Source organism: Thiorhodococcus drewsii AZ1, assembly GCF_000224065.1.
GTDB classification, from domain to species: Bacteria; Pseudomonadota; Gammaproteobacteria; order Chromatiales; family Chromatiaceae; genus Imhoffiella; species Imhoffiella drewsii.
Genome location: NZ_AFWT01000008.1, coordinates 155,113 through 181,637, shown reverse-complemented (window position 1 = coordinate 181,637; position 26,525 = coordinate 155,113). Strand labels below are relative to the sequence as shown.

Sequence of the window (26,525 nt, the reverse complement as noted above, 5' to 3'; positions counted from 1 at the left end):
GGATCGGGCTGCAACGCGCGGCTGATTTCGTGCTCGCTCTTGAGGCTCAGCGTTCCGCAGGGGCGAGTTATGGGTAAAGCTATGGGTTTGAGATGGAGGGGCTGGCAATCACTTCGTGACAGTCTGTGTCGATCCGGGCCTTTGTCACACAACGTCACAATACCCGCCCTCTCTCGGCAAACCCCGGACACATGGGGGCAGTGAAATGACACCCATGGAACGCGGCGACCAACGCTCATGCATCCCGAGCCGCTACGTATCCAGCCGATTTCACACCCTAACCGCGAGAGACTTTACCCATGTTCACTCTGAACACCCGTCAATGGTCCACACCCGCCGTCATTTCCGCCGGTGCCTTCATGTCCGTCTCGGGCGTGCTCATGTTCTTCGGCATGCGCGATCCAGTCACGCTGGCCCACGAATGGATCGGTCTGGCCTTCGTCGCCTTCGTCGTCTTCCACATCGCCACGCACTGGCGCGGCTTTACCGGCTATTTCTCGCGACGTGCGGCGCTTGGAATCATCGCAGCGGTGGCGCTGGTGACGGCTGCGCTCATCGGTCTATCGGCCAGCCAAGAGGGCGGCGGTGTGAAACATCGGATATTCCAGAGCTTGGAGCAGGCCCCATTGACCGAGATTGCCCCGCTGTTGGACCAGAGCGCCGACAGTCTGGTCGCGAAGCTAGAGTCCGGCGGTTTCAAGGTCGTCAGCACGGCCCAATCGATCAAGGAAATCGCCTCGCGCAACGGTACCCGCCCCCCGGAATTGATGCGCCGCTTGTTCGAGTAAGTCGCTCCTCAGAACACAGGCTCACCGCAGGACGCGGTGAGCCTGCTAACTGCGTCCTACGACCGGGAAATGCGTTCACGGACCGCGTCCAGACCCAACAGATATAACAAAAAGAAATATTAATCTAACTTTAAATTCCTTTTTAGACCAATTTTAGCTCGCTAGGATCGTCCCACCCTAAATTCCCTTGCGAGCTTTACATGTATTTACAGGATGCCGACGAATCGCTTCGTCCGTTCGAGCGAATCGCGACCTTCCGCGATCAGACCCGCGACTATCTGAACGGCACGCTCGACGAAGACACCTTCCGCGCCCTGCGTCTGCGGCACGGACTCTACCAACTGCGCGACTCGACCATGCTGCGCCTGAGCGCGCCCGAGGGGCGGTTCTCCAGCCGACAACTACGCGCCCTGGCGCGGATCGTCCGCGATTACGACTTGGCGGCTAGCGCGCATCTCACCACGCGTCAAAACGTCCAGCTCAGCGGGCCGGAGATCGGGGACGTCCCGGAGATCCTCGCCGCACTGGCCGAGGTCGGGATCTCCAGCTTCATGACCTCGGGAAACCTCGTCCGCAGTATCGAGACGGATCCGCTGGCCGGCGTGGCGGCCGACGAGACGGAAGACCCACGTCCCTGGCGCGCCCTCATCGATCAGTGGCGTCTGAACCACCCGGCGGCCGCCGAGCTTCCGCGCAAATTCAAGATCGCCGTCAGCGGCGCCAGCGAGGACCGCACGACACTGGCGGCCCATGATCTGGGTCTGGATCTGGTCCGCGACGCGAATGGAGAGCTGGGCTTTCGGGTGTTGGTCGGAGGCGGGCTGGGTCGGGGTCCAAGACTCGCCGAGGAACTGACCGAATTCGTCCACTGGTCCCATCTGCTGACCTATTGCGAGGCGATTCTGCGGGCCTATGCGCGCGATGGATCGCGGTCGGATCCCTACAAGTCGCGACTCAAAAATCTGATCCAACGGGTTGGTCTGGTCGAATTCCGCGCGCTGGTCGAGACCCAATGGTCCAGCCTGCGGGATGGTCCGGCGACCCTCACGCAACGCCAGGTCGAGCGCGCGGCACGCCCGTTCGTCGACGGCGGGCCGAGCGAGCCTCAGGAGCAGGACGCAATCGATCCAACGGACGTGCCCAGCGGTCCGCCCGCCTATCTGCACTGGTTGCGCTGCAACGTGCGTGATCACAAGCATCCCGGATACGCCATCGTCACCCTCTCGACCAAGCGACCCGGAACGCCCTCGGGCAACCTGACCCCGACCCAATTGGAGCACATCGCCGATTGGGCCGAGACGGTGAGCCGCGACGAGGTGCGTCTCACCCGCACCCAGAATCTAGTGCTGCCGCATGTCCGCAAGGAACGGCTGCTCGCCCTCTGGGAAGCGGCACGCGCCCAGGATCTCGGTCAAGCCAACGTGGGACTGCTCACGGATCTGGTCGCCTGCCCCGGCGCGCGCGAATGCGATCTGGCAAACGGCGATCCCGTGGGTCTGGCCGAGGCCATCGGTGCCCGTTTCGCCGATCCCGAGGAGCTGCGCGATCTCGGCCCCATCGACCTGAGGATCTCGGGCTGCGTCAACGCCTGCGCCCACCACAATCTCGGCCAGATCGGGATCCGTGGTGTGCTCAAGCAGGGTGAATCACGCTACCAAATCCTCATCGGTGGTCGCTCGGGGCGCGAGGCGCGACTGGCCGAAAGCATCGGCCCCTCATTCGCGGCCGAGGAGATTCCAGAGGCGATCGCGACGCTTCTCACCACCTACCGTCGGCACAGATATTCCGAGGAACGCTTCGCGGAGACGCTCCAGCGCCTCGGTACCGAGCCGTTCCGCCGCGCCTTGGGCCAACAGAACGCACCGGAGGTGGATCATGTATGAGCGTCTCCGGCATCCCGTCTCGGCCGAGGTAGTGCGAGCGCGCAAACAGGCGCTCACCGATCGGTTGTCCAACGCCTGCCGCGAGCTGAGTCCCATTGTCTTCGCCACCAGCCTGGGCGCCGAGGACATGGTACTGACCGAGGTCATCCTGCGCGGACGCTTTCCGATCCGCATCTTCACCCTCGACACCGGCCGGCTTCCAGCCGAAACCCTGGCGCTCCTCGGTCGGATCGAGCAGCACTACGGCACCCGAATCGAACGCTATGCGCCTCGCCCCGAGGCGGTCGAGGACTATGTCCGCCGCTTCGGTATCGACGGCTTCTACGACTCGGTCGAGGCGCGTCGCGCCTGCTGTCGGGTGCGCAAGATCGGTCCGCTCAAGGAGGCACTGACGGGCCAGGCAGCCTGGATCACTGGACTGCGCGCGGCCCAGTCCGTCACCCGCGCCCAGCTTTCGCCGCGCGAATGGGACGCCGAGCACGGACTGGAGAAGCTCAACCCCCTCGCCGACTGGAGCGAACGCGAGGTCTGGTCGTTCATCAAGCACTACCAGGTGCCCTACAACCAGCTCCACGACCAGGGCTATCCAAGCCTCGGCTGCGCCCCCTGCACCCGCGCCATCACGGTCGGCGAGGACATCCGGGCCGGACGCTGGTGGTGGGAGAGCCCCGAAACCAAGGAATGCGGACTACACCGCAAGACAGCCGTTACCGCCTAGGAGCACGCATTTCACGATGAACCGCCTCAACACCCGTACCCTCACCCACCTCGACTGGCTGGAGGCCGATGCCATCCACATCCTGCGCGAGGTGGTCGGACAATGCGCCAACCCCGCCCTGCTCTTCTCCGGTGGTAAGGACTCTGTCTGCCTGCTGCGTCTGGCCGAGAAGGCATTCCGGCCCGGACCGCTGCCCTTTCCGCTACTGCACATCGACACCGGGCACAACTATCCGGAGGTCATCGACTTCCGCGACCGGCGCGCGGCCGAACTGGACGCCCGACTGGTTGTACGCTCGGTCGAGGACTCGATGGCGCGCGGCTCGGTAGTGCTCAAACATCCAAGCGAATCGCGCAACAAGCACCAATCGGTGACCCTGCTGGAAGCGATCGAGGAATTCGGCTTCGACGCCTGCATCGGCGGCGCCCGGCGCGACGAGGAAAAGTCCCGCGCCAAGGAACGCATCATGAGCTTCCGCGATGCCTTTGGTGGATGGGACCCCAAGAACCAGCGCCCCGAACTCTGGAGCCTCTACAACGCCCGTGTGCACCAAGGCGAGAACATTCGCGCCTTTCCGATCAGCGACTGGACCGAGTTGGACGTCTGGCAATACATCCAGCGCGAGGGACTGGCGCTACCGCCCATCTATTTCGCACACCCTCGCCCCGTGGTGCGGACCAAGGGTCTGCTGCGTCCGGTGACCCCGCTCACGCCCGCCTTGGCGGACGATCAAGTGGAAGAGATCCGGGTGCGTTTTCGCACCGTCGGCGACATTACCTGCACCGCGCCGGTGGAGTCCGAGGCCGACAGCATCGACGCTATCCTGGCCGAAACCGCCGTGACCACCCTCAGCGAACGCGGCGCCACGCGCATGGACGATCAGACCAGCGAGTCCTCGATGGAGGAACGCAAGCGAGCCGGATATTTCTGAGCCGCACATCCGTCTTCAGCTCCCAGCACCCCAGCCATATCGAGTCACGCCCATGTCTTCCCCACACGCATTCCCTCAGATAGACCATGGCCTGCTGCGCTTTCTCACCTGCGGCAGCGTCGACGACGGCAAGAGCACCCTGATCGGGCGCCTGCTTTACGACACCAAGGCGATCCTCGCCGACACCCTGAGCGCGATCGAGACCAGTTCGCAGCGACGGGGCCTGAGCGAGATGGATCTGTCCCTACTCACCGACGGTCTGCAGGCCGAGCGCGAACAGGGCATCACCATCGATGTCGCCTACCGCTATTTCTCGACCGGGACGCGTAAATACATCATCGCCGACGCGCCGGGGCACGAGCAGTACACCCGCAACATGGTCACCGCCGCCTCGACCGCGAATCTGGCCATCATCCTGGTCGATGCGCGCAAAGGCATGCTGACTCAGACGCGTCGGCATTCCTATCTGGCCCATCTGGTCGGCATCCCGCATCTGGTCGTCGCCGTGAACAAGATGGATCTGGTCGACCACGACCAGGGGGTGTTCGAGCGTATTCGCGACGACTATCTCTACTTCGCCGCCCGGCTCGGCATCGGCGAGGTCCGTTTCATCCCCATCTCGGCGCTGCACGGCGACAACATCGTGGCGCGCGGCGCGCGGCTCGACTGGTATCGGGGTCCGACCCTGCTGGAGATGTTGGAGACCGCGCCAGCGGCGCACACCGAGGTCGCGGAGAATTTCCGCTTTCCGGTGCAATACGTCTGCCGCCCGCGCGACTCGGCCAATCCGGGGCTGCACGACTATCGCGGTTTCATGGGACGCCTGGAGTCCGGCGAGATCGCCGTCGGCGATGCGGTTCAGGCGTTGCCGTCCGGGCGCATCAGCCGAGTAAAGGAGATCCAGATCGGCGGGCTCGGCATTCCGAGCGCGATCCATGAGCAGTCGGTGGCCCTGTTGCTGGAGGATGAAATCGACATCTCGCGCGGCGATCTGCTGGTCAAGCCGGACGAGGCCCCCGAGGCGGTCAAGACGATCGATGCCTGCGTCTGCTGGTTGTCCGAGACGCCCCTGTCAACAGCACGCACCTATCTGCTTCGCCACACCACGCGCAAGGTCAAGGCCAAGGTAGGGCGGATCCACCACCGGCTCGACGTCAACAGACTGGAGCGCGAACCGGCCGAGCAACTCCAGATGAACGACATCGCCCATCTGAGCCTCAAGCTCGCCCAACCGATCTTCCCAGACGCCTATGCCGACAACCGCGCGACCGGCGCATTTATCCTCATCGACGAGAGCACCAACGACACGGTTGGCGCCGGAATGATCGCAACAGTGGAAAGCGTTTGAGGTGATCTGAGGTGAGGTGATCTGGGGTGAGGAACGCCCCCGATCTAGAGATCGGCCAGCGCCTCGCACGCATCCACATGGACGAGCCCCTGAGCCTCGGCAACCTCGGGTCGGCAGACGCGACCGCGCGCGACGTTGAGGCCATTGAGCAGATGCGGATCATCGAGCAGGGCCTGACGAATGCCCTTGTCCGCCAGGGCGATCACGAACGACAAGGTCGCGTTGTTCAACGCCAGGGTCGAGGTACGGGCGACCGCCCCCGGCATGTTGGCTACGCAGTAGTGCACGACGCCATCGACCTCGAAGGTCGGATCCTGGTGTGTGGTCGGACGCGAGGTCTCGAAGCAGCCGCCCTGATCGATCGAGATGTCCACCAGAACCGAGCCTTTGCGCATGCGCGAGACCTGCTCGCGCGTGACCAGCTTGGGCGCGGTCGCCCCCGGAATCAGCACGGCCCCCACCACCAGATCGGCCTCCAGCACCGCCTTCTCCAGATGGTGCGCGGTCGATCGCAGGGTACAGATGCGATTGCCGAAGCGCTCGTCGAGCACGCGCAATGCGGCGATGTTGCGATCGAGCACGGAGACCTCGCCCCCCATGCCAACCGCCATCGCCACCGCATTGCGGCCGGCCACACCGGCGCCGATGACGGTTACCTTGGCCGCCGACACGCCAGGCACGCCGCCGAGCAGGACCCCGCAACCGCCTTGCGCCTTTTCCAGACAATGCGCCCCGGCCTGGATCGCCATGCGGCCGGCAACCTCGGACATAGGGGTCAGGAGCGGCAGATGTCCGGCCAGATCGGTGACCGTTTCGTAGGCGATACAGAGCGCCCCGCTGTCCATGAGCTCCCGCGTCTGAACGACGTCCGGCGCCAGATGCAGATAGGTGAAGATGGCCTGCTCGGGCTTGAGCAGACGACGCTCCTCGGCCTGAGGCTCCTTGACCTTGACGATGAGTTCGGCCTGGTCGAACACCTCCGACGCCGTCGGCAGAATGTCCGCGCCCTCGGCCCGGTAGTCATCGTCCTCGAAGCCAATGCCAGCGCCGGCCTGGGTTTCGATCGAGACCTGGTGACCGCGACCGGTCAGCTCCTTGACCGAGGCCGGAGTCAAACCAACGCGATATTCATGGTTCTTGATTTCTTTCGGGACACCGATTCGCATCGTCGTAACCTCTGCTCTGATCTGAAACGTCTAAAGAGCCTGAAGACGTGCATCGGGCTGGATCGCAACGACTTCAGATCTTGCTGCAATCCCTGCCAGTCACATAGATGCCTTCTCTTCGACGGAATTTCATCGCCCGAGGGCGTTCGATTCAAGACAGCAGCCGTTTCGCCCGATCCAGCACGAAGGGCCAGAGCCGACCCTTCTCCCATAGGATCCGCGCGAACATCCTGCCACGGTTCCTGGGTGGCTTGGGACGTCGGGCACGTTCGACCAGATGGATGGCGTTCTGCTCGCACACCGGAATGCAGGCACCGCAGCCGAGACATACGGAGGCATCGATCTCGGCGAAGCGCGCCTTTTTGGGGAGCGCACGGGCACCAGGCGCAAGGCCGATACATTTGACGTTGCAGGCACTCAGACAGGCACCGCAGTAGTTGCAGTGCTCGGAATCGATTTCGGCGAGGAAGGGGGTCTTAGCGATCCCATCCTCGAAGCCGAGCTGAACACCCGCCATCAACTCGCAGCAGCAACGACAGCAATTGCAGAGAAAGGACGGCCGCTCGCGTACATTGTCGGTGACATGGGTGAGCCCGAGCGAGCGCGCATACTCTAGGGTCTCCAGCATGCTGGCGGTGTCGCGCTCCTGAGCAAAGCCGCGCCGCACCAGAAAGCGCGCGCCCTCGCCGAGGACCATGCAGATATCCTCGACCGGCGCGCCCTTGCGGCAGGTCTCGCCCAGATGCTCCTTTTTGTGGCGGCAATAGCAGAGGGTGACGGCGCAAAAGTCGGCCTCCTCGATGATGCGTCGCGCATCCTCGTAGGAGGTGATCTGGGAGCTGACCGGGATATGCTCGTCATGGACCAGCGCTCGGGTGAGCTGGGTGGGACTGCCGAAGAACTCACCCGGCTGACCCGCCTTGCCGTTCTCCTCCAGATACTGGGACATGAGCCGCGCCAGCTCGGGAAGCGGCAGATCGGCCCGGCGACGCATGAAGGTAAACTCCATGAAACCGATGAGCCCGGGCACCAGAAGATAGTAGGTGGTGCCCGCGTAGGGCATGTCCATCACCAAGCCCTTGTCGGCCATGCCTTCGAGCACGGGCAAAAGACGCTCGGGCGACAGACCGCTCAGCGCGGAGAGTTCCTCCAGCGTCGCCTCGTGCAAGGGGAAGCGCGAGCCGACGAAGGCTTCGGTCTCGTCGAAGAGGAGCGCGAGGATCTGGCGCAAACGCTCGCTGTCGACGAGACCGATGGGATAACGATTCAGCCGATCGATCAGCGGCGTCAGTGTCGATTTACTGCCTGCCAGGTGGCCCATGTCTTTCTCTCCCGAACGCGTGGACCCGCCGCACGATACGCCGCTGTATCGCTCAATCCAAGGTGACACGCACCTTTGATGCCACGCGCAGGGCACGCGCCTTGGCGTCTTCGACGTCGGTCCCGTGCGCGAGCGCCACGCCCATGCGTCGACGCCCCTGCACCTCGGGTTTGCCGAACAGTCGCAGATCGGTTCCGGGCTCGGCGAGCGCCTCGGCGAGGTTGCCGAAGCACGCCTGGGTCGATTCGCCCTCGACCAGAATGACGGCGGAGGCCGCCGGACCGCGTTGACGAATCTCGGGGATCGGCAGTCCGAGAATGGCACGGGCATGCAGCGCGAACTCGGAGAGATCCTGCGAAATCAGGGTCACCATGCCGGTGTCGTGCGGACGCGGAGAGACCTCGCTGAAGATGACCTCGTCGCCGCGCACAAACAGCTCCACGCCAAAGATGCCGCGTCCGCCCAGCGCCCCGGTGACCTTGGTGGCGATCTCGCGAGCGCGCTCCAGCGCGATCGGCGTCATGGGCTGGGGCTGCCAGGACTCACGATAGTCGCCGTCCTCCTGGCGGTGACCGATCGGCTCGCAGAAGGCCGTGCCGTCGCGATGGCGCACGGTGAGCAGCGTGATCTCGTAATCGAAATCGACGAACCCCTCGACGATCACCCGCCCGCCGCCGGCACGCCCGCCGGCCTGGGCATAGTCCCAGGCACGGTCGATGTCGTCCGAGCCACGCACCAGGCTCTGCCCCTTACCCGAGGAGCTCATGATCGGCTTGACCACACAGGGCATGCCGATCTCGGCGACGGCCCGCCCGAAATCCTCGCGGGTGTCGGCGAAGCGGTAATGCGAGGTCGGCAGACCCAGCTCCTCGGCGACCAGGCGGCGGATGCCCTCGCGGTTCATGGTGAGCCGGGCCGCCCGTGCGGTGGGAATGACGGTAAATCCCTCAGACTCCAGTTCGAGCAGGGTATCGGTAGCGATCGCCTCGATCTCGGGCACGATGTAGTCGGGACGCTCCAGCTCGATCACGCGCCTGAGCGCCACCCCATCGAGCATGGAAAAACTGTAAGCACGGTCGGCCACCTGCATCGCCGGGGCGTTGGGGTAGCGGTCGCAGGCGACCACCTCGACACCGAGCCGCTTGAACTCGATGACGACCTCCTTGCCGAGCTCGCCGGCCCCGCACAGCAGGACCTTGGTGGATGAGGGAGTGAAAGGGGTTCCGATCGTAGGCATGAATGCTCCGCGCGTCGCGACTGTCCGCCGCTGTTATCGCCGCCTCATTGGTGGAAAATCCGCGCGACATTCGACAATACGCACCCCGCTCGTCCCCAGGGGGCATGCTGCGGAGTTCGATCTGACGTCGCGCGCTTGGCGCCCCCTATAGGGTCAGCCTATTGGCACGCACGATAGCACTCCAGACAAACGGACGAAATCCCAAGGGTCGCGCGCAAATCGCCTGGCCCTTTCGGCTGATGATGGACCTCATGCTGAACCCGCTGCCCGTTCTGGGTAGCGACGACGTCTACCGGATCACCGAGCTGACGCCGCAGAACTAGCCCGATCGGAGTCAGGTCCCGGGCCCGATGCCGGCCGCCTGCTTGAAATAGCGCTCGAGCTTGATGCCGTAGTCGATGGCGCGATTGAGTTCGGCCGTATATTTCTCGACCGCACCGGCCGAGGTCGCCAGCGCGGCCTGGTGGGCCGTGGCATCGACCGCACCGGATGCCTGCTGGGTGTAAGACTGGACCCGGCCACCCGTGTCGAGCTGGAAGGGACCGGTGAGCTGGCGCGGATCGACCTGCTTCAGCACGGCATAGTGCCGGTTCAGCTCCGCGATCTTGGTGATCAGCTTCTGCTTGACCTCAAGATACCGGGACAGATATTCGGTGAAGGTCGCATAGGCGTTGAGATTGCCGATGTTCGCCGGATCCGTCAGATACTCGGGCGTCCACTGGATGGAGAGGACGTTGTAGTAGTTCTGGAAGTCGAAGAGATCCACGTCCTGGTCCGAGCGCGCCAGGGCCTGATAGGCCTTGTCGAGCGCCTCTTTAACCCAGCGCTCGCGGTCGGCCCAGTCCTTGCGGTTGCCGTCCATGTCGCTGCTGTCGAACTCGGTCCCGCCGAACGAGAAGGCGCCCAACTGCTTGAGATAGTCGCCGAAGCTGGCGGCCTGGACGCCGGACGTGGTCATTGCGAGGGCCATGAGGCCCGCAGCCATGGATGTCTTGAAAAATCGTTCGTATCCCATGCAATCCTCCTGCACGACCGTAGGGCGCAATAGCGCAGCGTATTGCGCCGAATGAGACGTCGCATGGCGCAATACGCTGCGCTATTGCGCCCTACCGGCCTCAGAGATTCGGCCCGATCGGATCGCCCAGCTGCTCATAGGCACGGATCAGGGCCATGATGACCTCGCCGCTCTGGGCCGGGATCAGAATCTGGGACGCCTTGATGAGGTCGGGCACCAGACCGTTCTCCTCGACGAACTCGCCCAGCACCTCGCTCATCTCTTGGTTGGAGATTTGGGTGCTCACGGGTCTGAATCCTTCCTTCTGCAGCGCCAGGAGCTGGATGTCGCGGGTCAGCAGATACTCCTCGAAGCGGCGCGCGGCCTCGACCTGCTCGCGCGAGTTCCCGTGCCGCAAGGTGTAATAGGGATGATCCGAGACCAGGTTGTACTTGGGATAGCGGATGATCGGCTTGGCGCCATTGGGATCGTTGACGCGGCGAATGAAGGCCAGCTTGACCCCCAGGTTCTCGTAGACGTAGATGGACGAGAGCGGCTGGCCGCCGTATCCGGCCTGCATCAGCGGCTCGGCCAGCTTGCCCGTGCTGTCCTTGGTCTGGTCGGACATGTACTTGATAAAGGCCAGATAGGCCTGGAAGTCCGGGTTCTTCAGATCCTCCAGGCGGATCCTGTAGCGCCCCCGATCCTTGGCGAAGAACTCGTAGGCCATGGCGACGAGCGCGACGGCACCGCTGTTGGAGTCCTGCGGACGGGTGAAGCCGAACTGGAAGTTGCGTCCGTTGGGGTCGATGGCCTCGCCGGCCAGCTCGCGGGAGAAGATCTCGGCGATGGTGTCGAAGCTCATCGACTTCTGGATATGCCGGTCGATCGCCTCTTGGACCGGTGCCCAGGTGACGAAGACCATGGGGCTGCGGGCGATCGACGCGTCGGTCTCGAAGAGCTTGCCGCCGGTGAAGGCGTCCTCCACGACGCTGCGGAATATGCTGGATGCGGGCGCCCAGACCTGATACTCGTTGCGCCCGCCCTGCATGGTCCGGCCCTCGGCGAGGAGGGTCGCGGACTCGGTCGAGCCGATCTTGTCGATGACCAGACGGATGGGTTTGCCGTCGAGGCTGCTCTGCGCCGGATCGGCCATGAAGCGCCGCGCGGCCTCCTCCAGCCAGTCCTTCTTCTCGGATCCGGCGGCGATCTTGACCTCGATGACCGCCCGATCCTCGGGCACCGGATAGAGGATCCGCTGGAGCCCGGTCTTGGATGCGCCGATCTCGACGGGCTCGACCCTGACCGCCTGGGTCCGGACCGTGGAGTCGATCGACTCCTGACCGTCCCTGGGAAGCACCGCAGGCGCCGGACTCTCGGGCGTGCTCGGCAGCTGCTGCTTCGGGGACTCCTTGACCGGGGCCTCCGCTGACTGGCCGCCCGGCTTGGCCTGGACCTTGGAGAGGTCGACGTTGAGGTCGCCGAAGTTGAAGAGCTTCTCGGCCGCCATGGCGGAATCCATTGCCCCCACACCGGCGAGGATCAGAAAACCGCAGAGCAGCAGGTGCCGCAAACCGGATCGGAAGACGGGCTCGCACTCGAATGCACGCATGATGTCCACCCCAGCCGCCCGGCGCATCAGAGCAGCTCGCTGAAGCGCTTGAAGATGTCGCGGATCTCGGCCGAGTCGCCGCGCCGGGTCTCGCCGCCGGCCGCCGCGCCGATGGCCTTCAGCGAGCTGTCGTCCGCCTCGCCCCCGAAGGCGATGCCGAAGACCGGGATCTTGCAGGCCGAGTCTCCCAGATATCCGCCTCGGCCGTCCGACTGGGTATAGCCGATCTTTCCGATCAGGTCCTTGTCCGAGATCTTGGAGGCATTGTCGACACCGTCGGTCAGGACCACCATGACCCGGATCGAGCGGTCGGACGGATCCTCCTTGATGGCCTGGCAGAGATCGCTCCAGGCGGTCTCGATCGCCGAGCGCATGGCGGTGCCGCCGGCGGGCCGCACCTTGGACAGCGCATCGGCCAGCTTCTGCTTTCCGGCCGCGTCCATTCGGATCGGCTGCCCCTTGGGCGTCAGATCGGAATACCGAACCCGGTAGTCGTAGAAGAGCAGCGAGAGCCGGTCCTTGTCCTGCAGTGACTGGGCGAGCAGGTTCGCGCTCTCGACCGCCATGTCCATGCGCGAGCGCTCCTGGCCGCGCTCCTTGTCGAACAGACGCGCATCCATGCTCCCGGAGCGGTCGATGACCAGCACCACGTGCGAGCTGTTCTTGATGGCGCGGAAGGCGTCGCGGATGGCCTTGATGACCTGTCCACCCGGGGTCGCCAGGAAGCGGTGCACGCTATCGAAGGGCTCGACACCATTGTCTGCGTTCCAGACCAGGCCGTAGATACCGGGATCGATGTCCAGCGGCACGCTCGGCCGGAAGCCGTACTGCAGCGCCTTGGCCTGGCTCTGGGGCGACATCAGGAAGGAGAAGTAGCGCTTGGCCCCCTCCTCCTCGTCCGCGTCGACCCAGTCGCGCTCGACGATGGCGAAGGGGTGATTGGTGGCGAAGGTCCCTTCCTTCGGATAGATGGCCTCCAGTCGGGGATATCCCAGACCCTGCTCGCGGATGGCGTCGTTGGCCTGGATGACGTCGCTCTCGTAGACGACCACAGCGTCGGCGTACTGGGGACCGCCGTCGCGCATCTTCTCGGCATAGAAGCCGGTCGAGCGTCCGTAGTGGATGACGCTCTCGTGGACCTTGCGGACGAAGTCGCGCACCTTGGGATCCTCGACCTTGGCCAGCGACAGCCTGGGCACCGGACGCCCGGCCTCGCTCTCGGCACCCGCGTAGAACTGGGCGACCAGGGCCGACAGGCCGCTGTTGGAGCTTTCGGGACTGGTCTGGCCGTAGCGGAAGCCGCCCTCGCTGGAGTGCTCGAAGATGTCGGCCCAGCCGATCTGGTCCTTGGGACCAAGACTCTGGAGTACCGGCTCCCAGGCCGCGATCACCACGGGCGAGGACACCAGGAACCCCTCGGCCTTGAGCAGATCCTTGCCTTGTTCCTGGGAGTATTCGTAGTTGATCAGATTGACGTAGAGATCCGAGGCCGGGCTGGTGGCATGGACCTCGTTCGGTCCGGCCTTGCCGTTCGCGATCTCATTGACGCTGTCGCCCGAGCCCTTGGGGATGGACTCGACGCAGATGCGCTTGCCGGAAGCGGTCTTCTCGCCGCCTTGATTGAAGGTGGGGGTCAGGTCCCGGATCCAGGCCTTCTTCTCCGAACCATAGGTGAAGCGCACCACGACCTGATCCGTGGCCGGTGTGCAGATAACGTCCGCGCCGGCGGCCAGCGACTCCGTGCCGACCGAAAACAAGAGAACCGCCAGGACGATGGAGACCGACAATCGCGACAATGCCTTCGGCATGGGTCCTCCGGATGGGATGAACGAAGGATTCCTCTCGGAATTGCGAGTATTGCAAATGAACAAGTCCGTTCGATGACACCCCGATCAGGCCGTTTGCGGTTCAAGCATCGCGATGGGAGCCGAGGAGACCGAATCCAACTGCGGTCTTACACTATCCACATGGTCGTGACCCTGGAAGTGACTGACGCGCGCCTTGAGTTCGTCCGAGAGCCGGACCAGCTGCTGGCTGGCGGCCTCGAATTGGCTGACGCTGGCGCTCCGCTGGTGGGCGGAATCGCTGATCGCCACGATACGATGACTGACCTGATTGGCCACGGTGCTCTGCTCCTCGGCGGCGCTGGCGATCTGACTCATGGATCCCGAAATACCAGTCACGGCCTCGGCGATGGCATTCAGCGCATGCTCGGCCTCTCCGGCCGCAGACAGGGCCATGGCGGAGCTCTGCTCGCTCTTCTCCATCTCTATCCCCGCCTGCCGCGAACGCTGCTGCAGTTGCGCCACCGTGGCCTCGATCTCCTGAGCGGAGACCTGGGTGCGCTTGGCGAGCGTGCGAACCTCGGTGGCGACCACTGCGAAGCCGCGCCCCTGCTCACCCGCGCGCGCGGCCTCGATCGCGGCATTGAGCGCGAGCAGATTGGTCTGCTCGGTGACGCCCCGAATGACGTGAAGGATCGTCTCGATGCTCGACATGTCCTGACCCAGCGAGCGTATCGTCTCCCCGGCGGCGCTCACCTGTTCGGCGAGGGTCGACATGGCCCCGATGGTCTCGCCGACCGCGCCGCGGCCGCGATCCGCCAGGTCCTTGGCGCTCTGAGCGGCGGCGGCGGACTCGGCCGTGTTGCGCGCCACCTCTTCCGAGGAGGCGGTCATCTGCTGCATCGCCGTGGCCACCTGATCCGTGTCGCCAAGCTGCTGATTCGCCCCGGCACGGGATTGGGCCAAGGCGGAGGACATCTGTCCGGTCGCCGTGGACAGGGTCAGGGTCGAATCGCTGATCTGTTCAACCAGCTCCCTCAGGCGATCGACCATCCGATCGAAGTCTCGCGCGATCTCGCCGATCTCGTTGCGGGCATCCAGCTCCGTGCGAACGGAAAGATCCGAGTGCTCGAGAATCCGATTCACGGTCGCCCGCAAACGTCCCAGCTGCCCGACGATCGAGCTATAGAATGACCAGCCCAGGACGAGGATCAGCAGCAGCGCGATCATTGCGATACCCACGAAGTTCGTCACCGAATGGCTGTAGAGATGATGGGCCGTCTTGCGCTCCTCTTTGGCCACGCGCAGCTGGAGGTTCACCAGTTCGTTGAGCTTGATCCCAATGGGGTCAATCAGGGCGGAAAGGGGGCCATCGAACATATCCAGCAGCCCGCCGATGTTGCCCTTCTCGTCGCCCAGTCTCACCTCGAGCCGTTCGATCGCCGAATCCGCCGAAGCGAAGAGCGCCTGCGCCTCCTCGATCAGCTGCTCTTCCTCCGGCGTCAGCTCGGTCTGAAGATAGGCCTGCCAATTCTCCTGGATCCGCCCCTTGGCCCGCACGACCTGTTCCAGGGCTTCTTCTGCGGTCAGCTCACCGGCATTGGCCTTGTTCACCGCGCCGACGATCTGAACGGCATAGTCGTCCGTGACCGATTTCAGCTGCTGCATTGGAACGACTCGATCCTCATAGATGCGATCCACCCCCTCGTTCACCTCGCGTAGAAGATCCAGAGAGATGAATCCGATGAGCAGCATGGCGAGACTCGGAATCAGTGCCATGAGGATCAGTTTGGTCTTGATTTTCGCGTGATGGATCAATTTCATGTTCGGTTAACCTGCGATACGGACTCGTATCGTTGACGATTCGGCAAGGCTTCATCGGGAACAATCCGATCAGGTCGATTTGCGATCCGGGTAGGGAACCCTGGAATCGCGCACGGACTCGGCTCGGCGAGCCATACGACAACTCGGGATTGACGGGAGTGGAAGCTGGGATCGGATGCAAAGACAGCGTCAGGAGATCGATGAATGTCAGCAGAGGATGCTGCTCTCGATAGGCACATTCTGCTCGATCGATATGACATCACCGTGACGGATGGGCAAGATGCCAAATCCGTCGCATCCTCGGGCTCATGGCGCGCTGGGACGGCGGCTCGGAAAGCAGAGGGCCGTGACCTTTTGATGAGGCAAGTCTCCACGGCTGGACGCGACCGGGCTCATCGACGGCTCGCACATCGGGGAACGGGAATCGCCCCATGGCCGATCGTCATGGATCGATGCATTCTCGTCACAAAGCTAGGCGACACTGGAGCCGAAAGAACGCCATGGGCATCCGATGAGATTCGAGCATACCTACCCCTTCGATCCCAGCTACGGCTACAGTCTGGATCGGCTATTGACCGTCGAGCCACCTGAGGAGCCGGAGGATTTCGAGCCGTTCTGGCTGGACCGTTACGACCGGGCGCTCGGGGTGGAGCCGAGCCCAGACATCCGCCCGTCCTCCATGACCCATCCGCGCTTTCGCGTGCATGATCTCGAATACGCCTCGACCGAGGGTTTTCGAATCCGGGGCTGGTTTCTGACGCCACTCCTCAGGCCACCAAGGCGCGGCCTGATACTGGGACACGGATATGGCGGCATCGATAGACCGCCGCGGGATCTGCCTCTGGAGGACGCCGCCTATCTCGTCCCCTGCTTCCGTGGGATCGGACTCAGCCGCCGCCCCCCGATCTCGGAGAATCCGATCTGGCACGTCCTTCACGACATCCATCTTCGCGACCGCTACATCCTCGGGGGCTGTGTGGACGACATCTGGACCGGGGTCAGCGCCCTGATCCGACTCTTTCCGGATCTGGCCGGGCATCTCGGCTATCTCGGCATCAGCTTCGGGGGCGGACTCGGCGCCATGGCCCTGGCCTGGGACCCGCGACTGGCCCGAGGACACCTCAATGTCCCCAGTTTCGGCCATCAGCCGCTGCGCCTGACACTGCCCACCATCGGCAGCGGAGCGGCCGTCCAGACCTTCGCCCGAGAGCATGGAGGGATGCCGGATGCGCTGCGCTATTTCGACTCGGCGCTCGCCGCCCGTCATATCCGACAGCCGATGCACATCGCCGCCGCCCGGTTCGACCCGGCGGTCGCACCGCCCGGTCAGTTCGCCGTCTACAACGCCATACCAGGCGATAAGACGCTGTTCGTACTGGAGGCTGGACACTTCGACTATCCCGACCGTAACCGCCAGGAAGCGGAGCTGATCGAGGAACTCGGCGACTTTCTGGCGCCACTTTGACTCGTAGGAGCCCGGAAGGGATCTGGCAAAGATGGGAGACCCAACCAAATGGCCAACAAGTACCGGAGAGACATGACAACCCTCTGGTCCCGAACCCGCATCTTTGCCGCGCGATGGTACGCGCGCCTCGCGGATACGTCCCCACGGGCGACCGAGGCCTGATTCCTTCATGGGGCACAGGCAACCCTCTGATTTCACGGTAATGAAATGATCCCTGGCTAGGATTCCGTCGGACTGAATCCGCCGACTGGATGCAACCGATGAACCGTGAATATCACCGCTGGTACAGTCACCGTCTCGGACGGGACATGGAGCTGCTCGTCTTCGGTCACGCCGGGGCCAAGGTACTGGTCTTCCCGACCCGGGACGGGCGCTTCTACGAGTACGAGAACCTTCGGCTGGTGGAATCCGTGCGCCATAAGATCGAGGCGGGACAGCTTCAGCTCTATTGCGTGGACAGCCTGGACTGGGAGTCGCTCTACTGCTTCTGGTGCAATCCGGCCGACCGCATTCGACGACACAACGCCTTCGAGGACTACATCCTCAACGAGGTGTTGCCGCTGATGGCGATGAAGAACCCGCACCCCTGCACCATCGCCCATGGATGCAGCCTGGGCGCCTTCCACGCGGTCAACATCGCCTTTCGCCACCCGCATCTGTTCCGCAAGGTCGCCGCCTTTTCGGGACGCTACGACCTGACCCTGAACGTCGAGCATTTCCGCGATCTCTTCAGCGGACACCGGGACGAGCAGATCTATTTCCACACGCCGGCCCAGTATCTGCCCAATCTCGGCTGTCCGGACCGGATCGGCGCCCTGCGGCGCATGGACATCGTGCTGGTGATCGGAAGGGAGGACCCCTTCCTCGACAACAACCGCCATCTCAGCCGGTCGCTCTGGGACAAGGGTGTCTGGCATGCGCTGCACGAATGGGATGGACGGGCGCATCAGGGATACCACTGGCGTCGGATGGCGCCTCTGTATCTCTGAATCGTCGCCCGAACCGGGGTTAGCGGCGAGCCGTTGCCGGAGACCCTGTCCTGTCTCATCCGATATTGAGTCGGGTTTTCCTGATTGGTTAGGATCCATGCACCAAGGGCATTCAGCGGAACCAACGTCCGCTGGCGCCGAATTCCCCCCTTGGATGGCCGCCTCGAAGGAGCGACAGGAGAGTCCCATGAAGAATCCCGAATATTCCATCACCCAACGCTGGGCGTCCCGCTTGCTGTTGCCGGCGTTGTGCCTCGCCACCAGTCTGGCCCACGCAGACGTCGAGCCGAACGACGGCTGTCTATCGGCCGATCGCGTCGAGCTCTCGTCCATGCCCACCACACTGAACGGAACCCTGGAGGCGCCCGGGGCGGGAAGGGGCGACATCGACTTCTACCTGATCTCGGCCACACCCGAAACGCCGGTCCAGATCACGCTGGAAGGCGACTCGGAGCACACGGATGCCTTGGGGGATCCGATGCTGGCCTATCTCGGCCTTGGATGCGAGCTGCTGGCCTCGAACGACGACTACTTCAGCCTCATGTCCCGGCTTCCGCTCTATGTTCCCGCGTCCGGAACCTTCGTGATCGCCGTGACGGGCAGCGGCGACATGACCTTGACCGGGGATCACCGGCAATCCGGCGGCTATCGCCTCAGCTTCTCCACCTACAGCCGATCGGTCGGCTCGATCAGCGGGCTCTACCTGGACGCCATAACCGGCAGATACACGCCGCAGGGATCGGTCGAGCTCCTGCGCTGCACGGATGGAGATGATCCCGAAAGCTGCACCGCACCGGTCGCGAGCCAAGGGGCCAACGGCGGCGCATACAGCTTCAACGTCGACTGGGACGGGATGCCCCTGGAGCCTGGATACTATCGCGTCGAGGCCAGATTCCGGGAGGAATCCACCTGGTCCGACATCTTTTCAGTGGCCGAAAACCAGCACTACCGGGTTCCGACGCTCTATTACGAGGAGCCACTGGGCATCGGAACCATCGAGGGACGACTGGTCGATGCCATGACCGGCGTCGGACTCTCCGGGGAGGAATATCCCTTCGCATCCGTCCGATTGCGGCAGTTTCCATGCATCGAGTTCTGCTACTCAGTCGATGTCGCTCCGGACCGTGCCGGCTATTTTCGATTCGACGAGACGATCACGCCAGACTTGCGACCCGGCGAATACAGCATCACGGCGTCCGCCTCGGACTACGAGACCCGGCAACTCCCCACGATCGCCTCGGGCGTCGAGGGCGAAACGCTGTCGATCGGCGACATCGCGCTCGATCCCAAGCCGGTGAGGATCTCCGTCACCAGCCCCTGCGACAGCGACTCAATCGACGGCGGAATCTGCCGCTATCGCGTCAGTCTGGACAATCGCTCGCCCGAGCAGATCCGCGGCTCCATCTGGAGCATCGCCTCCGGCTATCTCCCCGGCGGCACACTATCCTCCACCGAATTCCAGGCCGGAGACCCCGTGCCGATCTCGTTGCGGGCCGGCGAGTCGAGGGCCTTCTATTTCGAATTCCCGGTCCCCTCGACCTTACGCGGAGACAGCACCATCTGCTCCACCACCTATTTCGGCGAGGGATACGGCAATCAGCCCTATTTCAATCCATCGGTCAACGCCTCGTCCTGTCTCACCAAGACGGGTGAAGCGGAATATTCGATCCTGTCGAAGAAGGAGAGCCAGGCGCTGATCGAGGCTCGCTGACCGGCGCCGATCCCAGAACCGGGCCATGGATGGCCGAGCCCAATAGGCCGGCGTCTCTGTGGCCCGTTCGATCCCGGCGGCCAATACGGCTGATGCCGTACCGGCCCCATAGGCTGATGAACGGCGACTGAATGCCTTCCGTGTCAGGGAGCTGAAGTTCTGGAGCCCTTCGATGACGGCGACGCCCCAAGCGGTTTCGCCGACCGGACGCCCGGGAGGCCGTCCGATGTACCGTAACAGTCCGAAGCTAAGGTGGGCGGCGGCCCGTCAAGGGGCCTGACCCGATTATTCGCGGAGGAAACGTCGCCCGTGTTCAAAGACAAGCTGAATCTCTTCTTCATCCTGCTATTGCTGTTGACAGCCGGAAGCTTCGTCTACTGGGGTCTGGACTACACCAGTCACAACCAGGTACTGCTGTTCCTGCTGGCCACGGCCTTCGGGCTCTTCATGGCCTTCAACATTGGCGGCAACGACGTCGCCAATTCCTTCGGCACCAGCGTCGGCGCCGGTACCCTGACCATCAAGCAGGCCCTGGTGGTCGCGGCCATCTTCGAGGTCAGCGGAGCCATGATCGCCGGCGGTGCGGTCACGGACACCATCCGCAAGGGTATCGTGGATCTCTCGACCCTGATCGCCGAGCCCAGCTTCGACGCCATGGACTTCGTCTACATCATGATGTCGGCCCTGCTGGCCGCAGCACTCTGGCTGCTGATCGCCACCAAGCGCGGCTGGCCGGTATCCACCACCCATTCGATCGTGGGCGGCATCGTCGGCAGCTCCATCACGCTCGGGATCATCGCCAGCGGAGCAAGCGACGCCTTCTCCCTGGTCCATTGGGACAAGATCGGCACCATCGCACTCTCCTGGGTCGTCTCGCCCGTGCTGGGCGGACTGGTCTCATACTTCCTCTTCTTGCAGATCAAGCGATTCATCCTCCAGTACAACGACCAGGCCCAGACCAAGCTCCAGGAGATCAAGCAGAAGAAGCTCGCCCGCAAGGAGCAGCACCGGTCGTCCTTCGAGCGTCTCGGCGAGATCCAGCAGCTCTCCTATGCCACGGCCATGGCGCGCGACGCCCAGGTACAGACCGAGGAGGGGCACAAGGAGGACGATTTCGAGACCGAGTACTACAAGGACCTCTACCGCATCGACCAGGAAAAGGACGAGATCCAGGCCCACCGGGCACTGGAGACCTATGTCCCCATGCTGGCCGCGATCGGTTCCATGGTCATCACCGCCATGCTGCTCTACAAGGGGCTCAAGCACGTCGACCTGGAGCTGTCCGAGCTGCAGAATCTGCTCGTGATCCTCATGGTGGCGGCCTCGGTCTGGATGGCCATCTACATCCTGGCGCGCACCCTCAAGGGCGGCTCGCTCGATCGCTCCACCTTCCTGCTCTTCAGCTGGATGCAGGTCTTCACCGCCTCGGGCTTCGCCTTCAGCCACGGTTCGAACGACATCGCCAACGCCATCGGTCCCTTCGCCGCCATCCTGGACGTGCTGCGCAACGGCGAGATCAGCGCCAAGGCCCCAGTGCCCCCGGTCGCCATGCTCTCATTCGGCATCGCCCTGGTCGCCGGACTCTGGTTCATCGGCAAGGAGGTCATCCAGACCGTCGGCCACAACCTGACCAAGATGCATCCGGCGTCCGGATTCGCGGCCGAACTCTCGGCGGCCGCGGTGGTCATGCTCGCCTCGACCTTCGGCATCCCGGTCTCGAGCACGCATATACTCGTGGGTGCGGTACTGGGTGTCGGGCTGGTCAATCGCGCCGCCAACTGGGAGCTGATGAAACCCATCGCGGCGGCCTGGATCATCACTTTGCCCGCCGCCGCCCTGCTGAGCGCAATGACCTTCATGGCCCTGCGATCGGCCTTCTAATTGAGAGCCGCCAGCTTCCAGACTCCAGCGGCCAGCTGCTGGTGGTCTGGACGCGAGGGCTGAATACAATCACGACCGGAGCATGCCCATGAGCAGCGAAGACACACAATTCGAGGGGATGGACTGGATCAGGGCCGAGCTCGAGGACTCACTCGACGAGGATTTCGAGCTCGAGATCTCGGAGCCGGCCCTGTCGATGGAGCTGCGCAAGATCTACAAGCGCAGACATCCCGAAACCCTCGACCGGCGGATCTATTTCACCGAGCTGCTCGCCTTGCAGGCCGAGCTGATCAAGCTTCAGGACTGGGTGGAGCACACGGGCGAGAAGATCGCCGTCATCTTCGAGGGCCGCGACGCCGCCGGTAAGGGCGGGGTCATCAAGCGCATCACCCAACGGCTCAACCCGCGCGTCTGCCGGGTAGTCGCGCTCACCAAGCCGAGCGAGCGCGAACGCACCCAATGGTACTTCCAGCGCTATGTCCCTCACCTGCCCTCGGGCGGAGAGATCGTGCTCTTCGACCGCTCCTGGTACAACCGCTCCGGGGTCGAGCGGGTCATGGGCTTCGCCTCCGAGGATCAGGTCGAACAGTTCTTCCAGGATGTCCCGAATTCGAGCGCATGCTGCTGCGCTCGGGCATCCGGCTGATCAAATACTGGTTCTCGATCACGGACGAGGAGCAGCAGCTGCGCTTCCTGATGCGCATCCACGATCCGCTCAAGCAATGGAAGCTGAGCCCCATGGATCTGCAGTCACGCGTCCGCTGGGAGGCCTACACCAAGGCCAAGGAGGAGACCTTCGCCCGGACCAACATCCCGGAGGCTCCCTGGTTCATCGTCGCGGCCAACGACAAGAAGCGCGCCCGGCTCAACTGCATCCACCATCTGCTCCAGCAGATCCCCTACGAGGAGGTGCCGCACGAGCCGATCACGCTGCCGGACCGCGTCTTCGATCCGGACTACGAGCGCGAGCCGCTTCCGCCGGAGCTGCATGTGCCCCAAAGGTACTGATTTCTCCCAGCGGCAGGGATGCCGCCCCGTCAACGTAAGCCCCCGCTTCAGGGCCATTGAACCCTCTCAGCCCGGTCGGCCGTCAGGACGCGCACTCACCAGCATGGGCGCATGCACCCACAGGAAGAGTCCGAAGGCGAGGATCCAGCCGATGCTGTAGTGGTCAAGTCCAAGCGGACACTTTAGTTAAGCTGCGTTCGCCTTTGCCTCGAACTCTGCTGGGCTGACATAGCCCAGATAGGAGTGGCAGCACCGGCCGTCGTAGAACATCTCGATGTAGTCGATCACACACGCTCTAGCTTCATCGCAGGTGGCGAAGAGTCGTAGATCGGTGCGCTCGCACAGAAGTGCGCCCATGCTGGGCGCACAAACAAAAAAAGCCCCGCCGAAGCGGGGCTTTTTCACCAGATTAAAACCTGGCGACCAGTTTTACTGGCAAACGACCTTGGCTGCGCTGGGACCCTTAGGACCCTGCTCGACCTCGTAGGAGACGCTCTGACCCTCTGCGAGGGACTTGAAGCCGCCGCCCTGGATGGCGCTATGATGGACGAAGACGTCCTTGCTGCCGTCGGAAGGAGCGATGAAACCAAAGCCCTTTTCGTCGCTGAACCACTTGACTGTACCTGTAGCCATTTCGGATACCCCTAGCATGTAATTGAATGTGTGTTAATGCAGACGACTGTCGAGGAGATATTTCGGAAGGATCTGCTACGCACTGCGGAGAGAGGTACTACCGGAACACTACAAGGAAACACTGCATTCGAAATAGTATGCTGAATTCAGGATCGCATAGCAAAGGTTTTTTTTAGCTAAAAGCTTCGCCGTGGAAAACCCGCTAGCCGACGACCCCCAACAGCGCCCTGGCGACCCCGACCAGGCTCTCGCCCGCGATGAGGCCAGAGGCTGCAGCGATGAGGAAACGCTGGGCGACCGTTGGGCTCCAGCGCTCGATCAGCCGACCGATCAGGCTGCCGAAGAACATGGTGATGGACAGTGAGGCGGGAATGACCATGGCGAGTCCCAGCGCCGGCATGCTGGGGAGCCAGACCGGATGGGATCGCCGCTCCAGGAGGGCTGCGGCCACGCCGACCGATCCACCGATGGCCACGGCCCAGAGCGCGCTCTCGGGCACGGATGACAGACCATGCCCGAGGGTCTCGGCGACCACCTTCCAGGTGGCGACGGCCGGGGCCGGCCATTCCTCTGTGATGAGCATGCCCTGAGGATCCGGGATCAGCCGAAGATAGACCAGGCTGCCGACGAGGCTGCCCGTCAGGATTCCGAACATCTGGGCGATCACCTGAAATCTGGGCGGAGCGCCGATGGCCTGTCCAGCCTTGAAGTCGTTGAGCAGATCGGCGCTCTGACCGGCCGCACCGCCAGCCACGTTGGCACCGATCAGATTGGAGGTCATCTCGCCCGGCGCCATGATTCCCGTGCCGAGCTGTGAGACCTTGCCGATGGCGCCGATCGGAGGAATGCCGGTCTCGCCTACGACGCGGGATGCCACCATCGCCAGCACGAAGGCGATGGGCACGGCGAGCGCCGCCATCAGCCAATGGATTCCGAACAGCACGACCTGAGCGATCATCACCAGGGCGGTGGCCAGGACCAGTCCAGCGAAACGCATCAGCGAATCGCCATCGCCCGCACCCTCGGACATCCCCTCACCCGCCCGACGGCGGCTCTCCCACGCCTGGAGCACGAACTTGGTCAGGGCCGAGCCGACCATGAGCGCAACACCCGGCCACAGCAGCCACTCGATCATGGAGGCGAACCAGACCGCGTCTGGATCCGCCTCGCCCGGTGTCACGAATCCGGCATAGAGCCCCCAGGGTCCGAGCAGTCCCCAGGACAGGATGCTCCCGAGCAAGAGCGAAACGCCGGCACGAAACCCGATGATGGCACCGAATCCGGCTAGCATCAGCGAGGGATCCAGCGTAAAGGTCAGATTCTTGGCACTGATGACGCCGAATCCGGCCACCTGTCCCATCCCCGGCAGGCTGAAGCCCAAACTCGGCCTGGGCAGCGGCAGCCAGCCGGTGTCGAGCCACTTGAGCCCACCGGCAACACAGGCGCTGGCCAGCAACAGGCGCAGTTTCAGCGCCGCCTCTCGGCCTCGATCGAAGATCTCGACCAGGGTCTCGGCCGTCGCGCGTCCGGTGGGAAAGGCCAACCCCGAGCGCAGGATGAGCGAATCGCGCAGATACCAGGCGACCCAGATGCCCAGAAAGCTGACCGCGAAGACCCAGACGATAAGCTGACCGGCGGGCAGATTGGACCCGGTCAGGATGGCGAGCGCCGGAATGGGCGCGACCAGTCCACCCGAGATGATGTTGGCGGAGGACGAAGCGGCCGTCTGGGCAATGTTACCCTCGCCGATCGTCAGCGCCGAACCGGGCCGCAATCGGTCTAGCAGCGCCCAGAAGCCCGAGGCCACAAGCAAGGCGATGATGGAGACGTTGAAGGACCAGCCGATCTTGAGGCCGGAATACAGATTGCAGGGAGCAAGCGCCGCGCCGAGCAGAATGCCGGTGATCAGGGCGCGAATCGTCAGATGCTTGTCGGGCATGGCGGGATTCCCTCTGCTCGTGCGCGATCGAAACGCGCGGGATCCCGAAACATGCTAACGCACCTGGCGCACCGGCGCGCGGACGCCTCGCATCGATCCTGCCGCACGCGCCTTGTGGCGCATGCCATGCGGCGCCTTGTTGAAAGGCGTCAAAAAGGAACCGAACCCATCGCTGGGAACGTGCCGCCTCAGGCGGACCGCTCCCAGCCCTGGATCAGGATTCCGGCTGCGGGCGCGGCATCACCCATCCGGCGATCACTATCAACGCCAAACCGATCAATGAGATCCAGTACCAATTGGCCAGCTTGGTCGGACCGTATTCATAGACCTGCCCGGCACTGACCATCAGGCGGTCGCCGACCGGCAGGATCCAACTGACGCCGACCGAGGGCTGATTCTCGACACTGTCCGCCAGCATCGGTGCGCTGGCGGCAGACAACCCCTCCGGGGTCTCGGCGAGGTTCATCCAGGACAGACCATCGTCACCCCCAATCCAGAGCCGACCGCCGCTGTCCGCCACACCACGCTCATCGAAATAGAGCGCCAGGATTCGCTTCCCATCCAGTTCCGGCTGCAAGAGGCGCCAGGCATCCCCGGGGTTCGGCTGCCAGAACAGTCCCTTGTCGGTCCCTGCCAGGAGGGCGCCATTCGAAGCGCTCGTGAAGCTGAAGACGTTCGCCCCCTCGGGCAATCCCTCGACATTCGACCGCCAGGTCTCTCCAGGCGAACCGACCGGCGACGAGAGGACCCCAGCCCCGACGGTTCCGGCATGCAGCCAGTTACCATCGGCGCGTTTCTGAAGGAAGAGCGTGTAGATGTTGGCCTTGGGACCGGGCGACACCCAACGATCGTCGTGGAGCCAGCGCACCCCGTCCGGCGTTCCGGCCAGCAGCCCCTGAGCAGTCTGGAGCAGACTGCCGACCCGTCCGCTCAGCTCAGGTGCACGCGGCGGAGCAAAGTAGAGCCCGGCCGAGGTCCCGATGGGGCTTCGACCGGGCTCGCCGAGCATGGCCATCACCGGATTGCCACCGAGATTCAGGTTGATCGGCATCCAGATACGGTCGCGGAGTTGCCAGACCTGACCGGATTGGGTGCCGGCCAGAATGCTGTCCTTCGGGGTCGCGATCAGATCCGTCACATGGTCCGCGCCAACCGGATGGTTGGGAACCAGGTGCACGCCACCGGGAACGAAAGGGCCACCGACGGTGAGCACCAGACCGATAAACGTCAAAACGAGAGCAAGCGTCTTTCGATTGTTCATAGCTATTTGGTGAATTCGGAACCACAGAATGA

20 protein-coding genes and 1 pseudogene are annotated in these 26,525 nt (G+C 63.6%); 10 read left to right on the top strand and 11 right to left on the bottom strand.

Annotated features, from left to right (window positions below):
* The first annotated feature begins 299 nt into the window (after positions 1-299).
* From THIDRDRAFT_RS07540 to THIDRDRAFT_RS07520, 5 genes are all read left to right on the top strand, one after another.
* Complete coding sequence (locus THIDRDRAFT_RS07540; RefSeq protein WP_007040239.1) at positions 300-788, top strand: DUF4405 domain-containing protein; 489 nt, start codon at positions 300-302, stop codon at positions 786-788.
* A gap of 200 nt (positions 789-988) precedes the next feature.
* Positions 989-2,671 carry a nitrite/sulfite reductase gene (locus THIDRDRAFT_RS07535; RefSeq protein WP_007040238.1) on the top strand — a complete coding sequence of 561 codons (1,683 nt, stop codon included), beginning with the start codon at positions 989-991 and terminating at the stop codon, positions 2,669-2,671.
* Positions 2,664-3,389, top strand: a complete 726-nt coding sequence (locus THIDRDRAFT_RS07530) for a phosphoadenylyl-sulfate reductase (protein WP_007040237.1) — start codon at positions 2,664-2,666, stop codon at positions 3,387-3,389. The genes THIDRDRAFT_RS07535 and THIDRDRAFT_RS07530 overlap by 8 nt, the downstream gene beginning before the upstream one ends.
* Before the next feature lie 16 nt (positions 3,390-3,405).
* Entirely contained in the window at positions 3,406-4,320 is a 915-nt protein-coding gene (gene cysD, locus THIDRDRAFT_RS07525; protein ID WP_007040236.1) for a sulfate adenylyltransferase subunit CysD, read from the top strand.
* Between the two features lie 52 nt (positions 4,321-4,372).
* Complete coding sequence (locus tag THIDRDRAFT_RS07520; RefSeq protein ID WP_007040235.1) at positions 4,373-5,668, top strand: sulfate adenylyltransferase subunit 1; 1,296 nt, start codon at positions 4,373-4,375, stop codon at positions 5,666-5,668.
* Positions 5,669-5,712: 44 nt separating this feature from the next.
* Here THIDRDRAFT_RS07520 and ald read toward each other — a convergent pair whose 3' ends face one another.
* The 7 genes from ald to THIDRDRAFT_RS07485 form a co-directional block, all read right to left on the bottom strand.
* Positions 5,713-6,834 (bottom strand): alanine dehydrogenase, encoded by a 1,122-nt coding sequence (ald, locus tag THIDRDRAFT_RS07515; RefSeq protein WP_007040234.1) that lies wholly within the window; start codon positions 6,832-6,834, stop codon positions 5,713-5,715.
* 151 nt (positions 6,835-6,985) lie between these two features.
* Positions 6,986-8,155: a 4Fe-4S binding protein gene (locus THIDRDRAFT_RS07510; RefSeq protein ID WP_007040233.1), complete on the bottom strand. Its 1,170-nt coding sequence runs from the start codon at positions 8,153-8,155 to the stop codon at positions 6,986-6,988.
* Between the two features lie 52 nt (positions 8,156-8,207).
* A complete protein-coding gene (gene purT, locus THIDRDRAFT_RS07505) occupies positions 8,208-9,392 on the bottom strand; it encodes a formate-dependent phosphoribosylglycinamide formyltransferase (protein ID WP_007040232.1) in 1,185 nt (394 codons plus the stop codon).
* A gap of 334 nt (positions 9,393-9,726) precedes the next feature.
* Complete coding sequence (locus THIDRDRAFT_RS07500) at positions 9,727-10,407, bottom strand: hypothetical protein (protein ID WP_007040231.1); 681 nt, start codon at positions 10,405-10,407, stop codon at positions 9,727-9,729.
* 100 nt (positions 10,408-10,507) lie between these two features.
* Positions 10,508-11,998, bottom strand: a complete 1,491-nt coding sequence (locus THIDRDRAFT_RS07495; RefSeq protein ID WP_139058670.1) for a substrate-binding domain-containing protein — start codon at positions 11,996-11,998, stop codon at positions 10,508-10,510.
* 26 nt (positions 11,999-12,024) lie between these two features.
* Positions 12,025-13,806, bottom strand: coding sequence for a substrate-binding and VWA domain-containing protein (locus THIDRDRAFT_RS07490; protein WP_007040229.1), 1,782 nt, complete (start codon positions 13,804-13,806; stop codon positions 12,025-12,027).
* 84 nt (positions 13,807-13,890) lie between these two features.
* Positions 13,891-15,606, bottom strand: a complete 1,716-nt coding sequence (locus THIDRDRAFT_RS07485; protein ID WP_007040228.1) for a methyl-accepting chemotaxis protein — start codon at positions 15,604-15,606, stop codon at positions 13,891-13,893.
* Between the two features lie 511 nt (positions 15,607-16,117).
* Here THIDRDRAFT_RS07485 and THIDRDRAFT_RS07480 point away from each other — a divergent pair.
* From THIDRDRAFT_RS07480 to ppk2, 5 genes and pseudogenes are all read left to right on the top strand, one after another.
* Positions 16,118-17,071 carry an acetylxylan esterase gene (locus tag THIDRDRAFT_RS07480; protein ID WP_007040227.1) on the top strand — a complete coding sequence of 318 codons (954 nt, stop codon included), beginning with the start codon at positions 16,118-16,120 and terminating at the stop codon, positions 17,069-17,071.
* Positions 17,072-17,331: 260 nt separating this feature from the next.
* On the top strand, positions 17,332-18,060 hold the full coding sequence (locus THIDRDRAFT_RS07475; protein WP_007040225.1) for an esterase family protein: 729 nt from the start codon (positions 17,332-17,334) through the stop codon (positions 18,058-18,060).
* 187 nt (positions 18,061-18,247) lie between these two features.
* A complete protein-coding gene (locus tag THIDRDRAFT_RS07470; RefSeq protein WP_007040224.1) occupies positions 18,248-19,771 on the top strand; it encodes a carboxypeptidase-like regulatory domain-containing protein in 1,524 nt (507 codons plus the stop codon).
* Between the two features lie 309 nt (positions 19,772-20,080).
* Complete coding sequence (locus tag THIDRDRAFT_RS07465; RefSeq protein ID WP_007040223.1) at positions 20,081-21,652, top strand: inorganic phosphate transporter; 1,572 nt, start codon at positions 20,081-20,083, stop codon at positions 21,650-21,652.
* A gap of 88 nt (positions 21,653-21,740) precedes the next feature.
* A pseudogene (gene ppk2, locus THIDRDRAFT_RS27295) lies at positions 21,741-22,660 on the top strand (polyphosphate kinase 2).
* 186 nt (positions 22,661-22,846) lie between these two features.
* Here ppk2 and THIDRDRAFT_RS25530 read toward each other — a convergent pair.
* The 4 genes from THIDRDRAFT_RS25530 to THIDRDRAFT_RS07445 all read right to left on the bottom strand — a co-directional run bounded on the left by THIDRDRAFT_RS25530 (position 22,847) and on the right by THIDRDRAFT_RS07445 (position 26,493).
* Positions 22,847-23,017: an IS3 family transposase gene (locus tag THIDRDRAFT_RS25530; protein WP_139058663.1), complete on the bottom strand. Its 171-nt coding sequence runs from the start codon at positions 23,015-23,017 to the stop codon at positions 22,847-22,849.
* 72 nt (positions 23,018-23,089) lie between these two features.
* The gene (locus THIDRDRAFT_RS07455; protein ID WP_007040219.1) at positions 23,090-23,293 is read right to left on the bottom strand and encodes a cold-shock protein; all 204 of its coding nucleotides are present in this window, start codon (positions 23,291-23,293) and stop codon (positions 23,090-23,092) included.
* A 202-nt stretch (positions 23,294-23,495) separates the two neighbouring features.
* A complete protein-coding gene (locus tag THIDRDRAFT_RS07450; RefSeq protein WP_007040218.1) occupies positions 23,496-25,232 on the bottom strand; it encodes an OPT family oligopeptide transporter in 1,737 nt (578 codons plus the stop codon).
* Positions 25,233-25,446: 214 nt separating this feature from the next.
* The gene (locus THIDRDRAFT_RS07445) at positions 25,447-26,493 is read right to left on the bottom strand and encodes a ligand-binding sensor domain-containing protein (protein WP_007040217.1); all 1,047 of its coding nucleotides are present in this window, start codon (positions 26,491-26,493) and stop codon (positions 25,447-25,449) included.
* Positions 26,494-26,525 lie beyond the last annotated feature (32 nt).

Coding starts and splice junctions, on each gene's coding strand:
- THIDRDRAFT_RS25530 (WP_139058663.1), bottom strand. CDS start 23,017: ATGGGCGCACTTCTGTGCGAGCGCACCGATCTACGACTCTTCGCCACC.
- cysD (WP_007040236.1), top strand. CDS start 3,406: ATGAACCGCCTCAACACCCGTACCCTCACCCACCTCGACTGGCTGGAG.
- THIDRDRAFT_RS07480 (WP_007040227.1), top strand. CDS start 16,118: ATGAGATTCGAGCATACCTACCCCTTCGATCCCAGCTACGGCTACAGT.
- THIDRDRAFT_RS07455 (WP_007040219.1), bottom strand. CDS start 23,293: ATGGCTACAGGTACAGTCAAGTGGTTCAGCGACGAAAAGGGCTTTGGT.
- THIDRDRAFT_RS07535 (WP_007040238.1), top strand. CDS start 989: ATGTATTTACAGGATGCCGACGAATCGCTTCGTCCGTTCGAGCGAATC.
- THIDRDRAFT_RS07495 (WP_139058670.1), bottom strand. CDS start 11,998: ATGCGTGCATTCGAGTGCGAGCCCGTCTTCCGATCCGGTTTGCGGCAC.
- THIDRDRAFT_RS07510 (WP_007040233.1), bottom strand. CDS start 8,155: ATGGGCCACCTGGCAGGCAGTAAATCGACACTGACGCCGCTGATCGAT.
- THIDRDRAFT_RS07445 (WP_007040217.1), bottom strand. CDS start 26,493: ATGAACAATCGAAAGACGCTTGCTCTCGTTTTGACGTTTATCGGTCTG.
- THIDRDRAFT_RS07475 (WP_007040225.1), top strand. CDS start 17,332: ATGAACCGTGAATATCACCGCTGGTACAGTCACCGTCTCGGACGGGAC.
- THIDRDRAFT_RS07485 (WP_007040228.1), bottom strand. CDS start 15,606: ATGAAATTGATCCATCACGCGAAAATCAAGACCAAACTGATCCTCATG.
- ald (WP_007040234.1), bottom strand. CDS start 6,834: ATGCGAATCGGTGTCCCGAAAGAAATCAAGAACCATGAATATCGCGTT.
- THIDRDRAFT_RS07520 (WP_007040235.1), top strand. CDS start 4,373: ATGTCTTCCCCACACGCATTCCCTCAGATAGACCATGGCCTGCTGCGC.
- THIDRDRAFT_RS07490 (WP_007040229.1), bottom strand. CDS start 13,806: ATGCCGAAGGCATTGTCGCGATTGTCGGTCTCCATCGTCCTGGCGGTT.
- purT (WP_007040232.1), bottom strand. CDS start 9,392: ATGCCTACGATCGGAACCCCTTTCACTCCCTCATCCACCAAGGTCCTG.
- THIDRDRAFT_RS07540 (WP_007040239.1), top strand. CDS start 300: ATGTTCACTCTGAACACCCGTCAATGGTCCACACCCGCCGTCATTTCC.
- THIDRDRAFT_RS07530 (WP_007040237.1), top strand. CDS start 2,664: ATGTATGAGCGTCTCCGGCATCCCGTCTCGGCCGAGGTAGTGCGAGCG.
- THIDRDRAFT_RS07500 (WP_007040231.1), bottom strand. CDS start 10,407: ATGGGATACGAACGATTTTTCAAGACATCCATGGCTGCGGGCCTCATG.
- THIDRDRAFT_RS07470 (WP_007040224.1), top strand. CDS start 18,248: ATGAAGAATCCCGAATATTCCATCACCCAACGCTGGGCGTCCCGCTTG.
- THIDRDRAFT_RS07450 (WP_007040218.1), bottom strand. CDS start 25,232: ATGCCCGACAAGCATCTGACGATTCGCGCCCTGATCACCGGCATTCTG.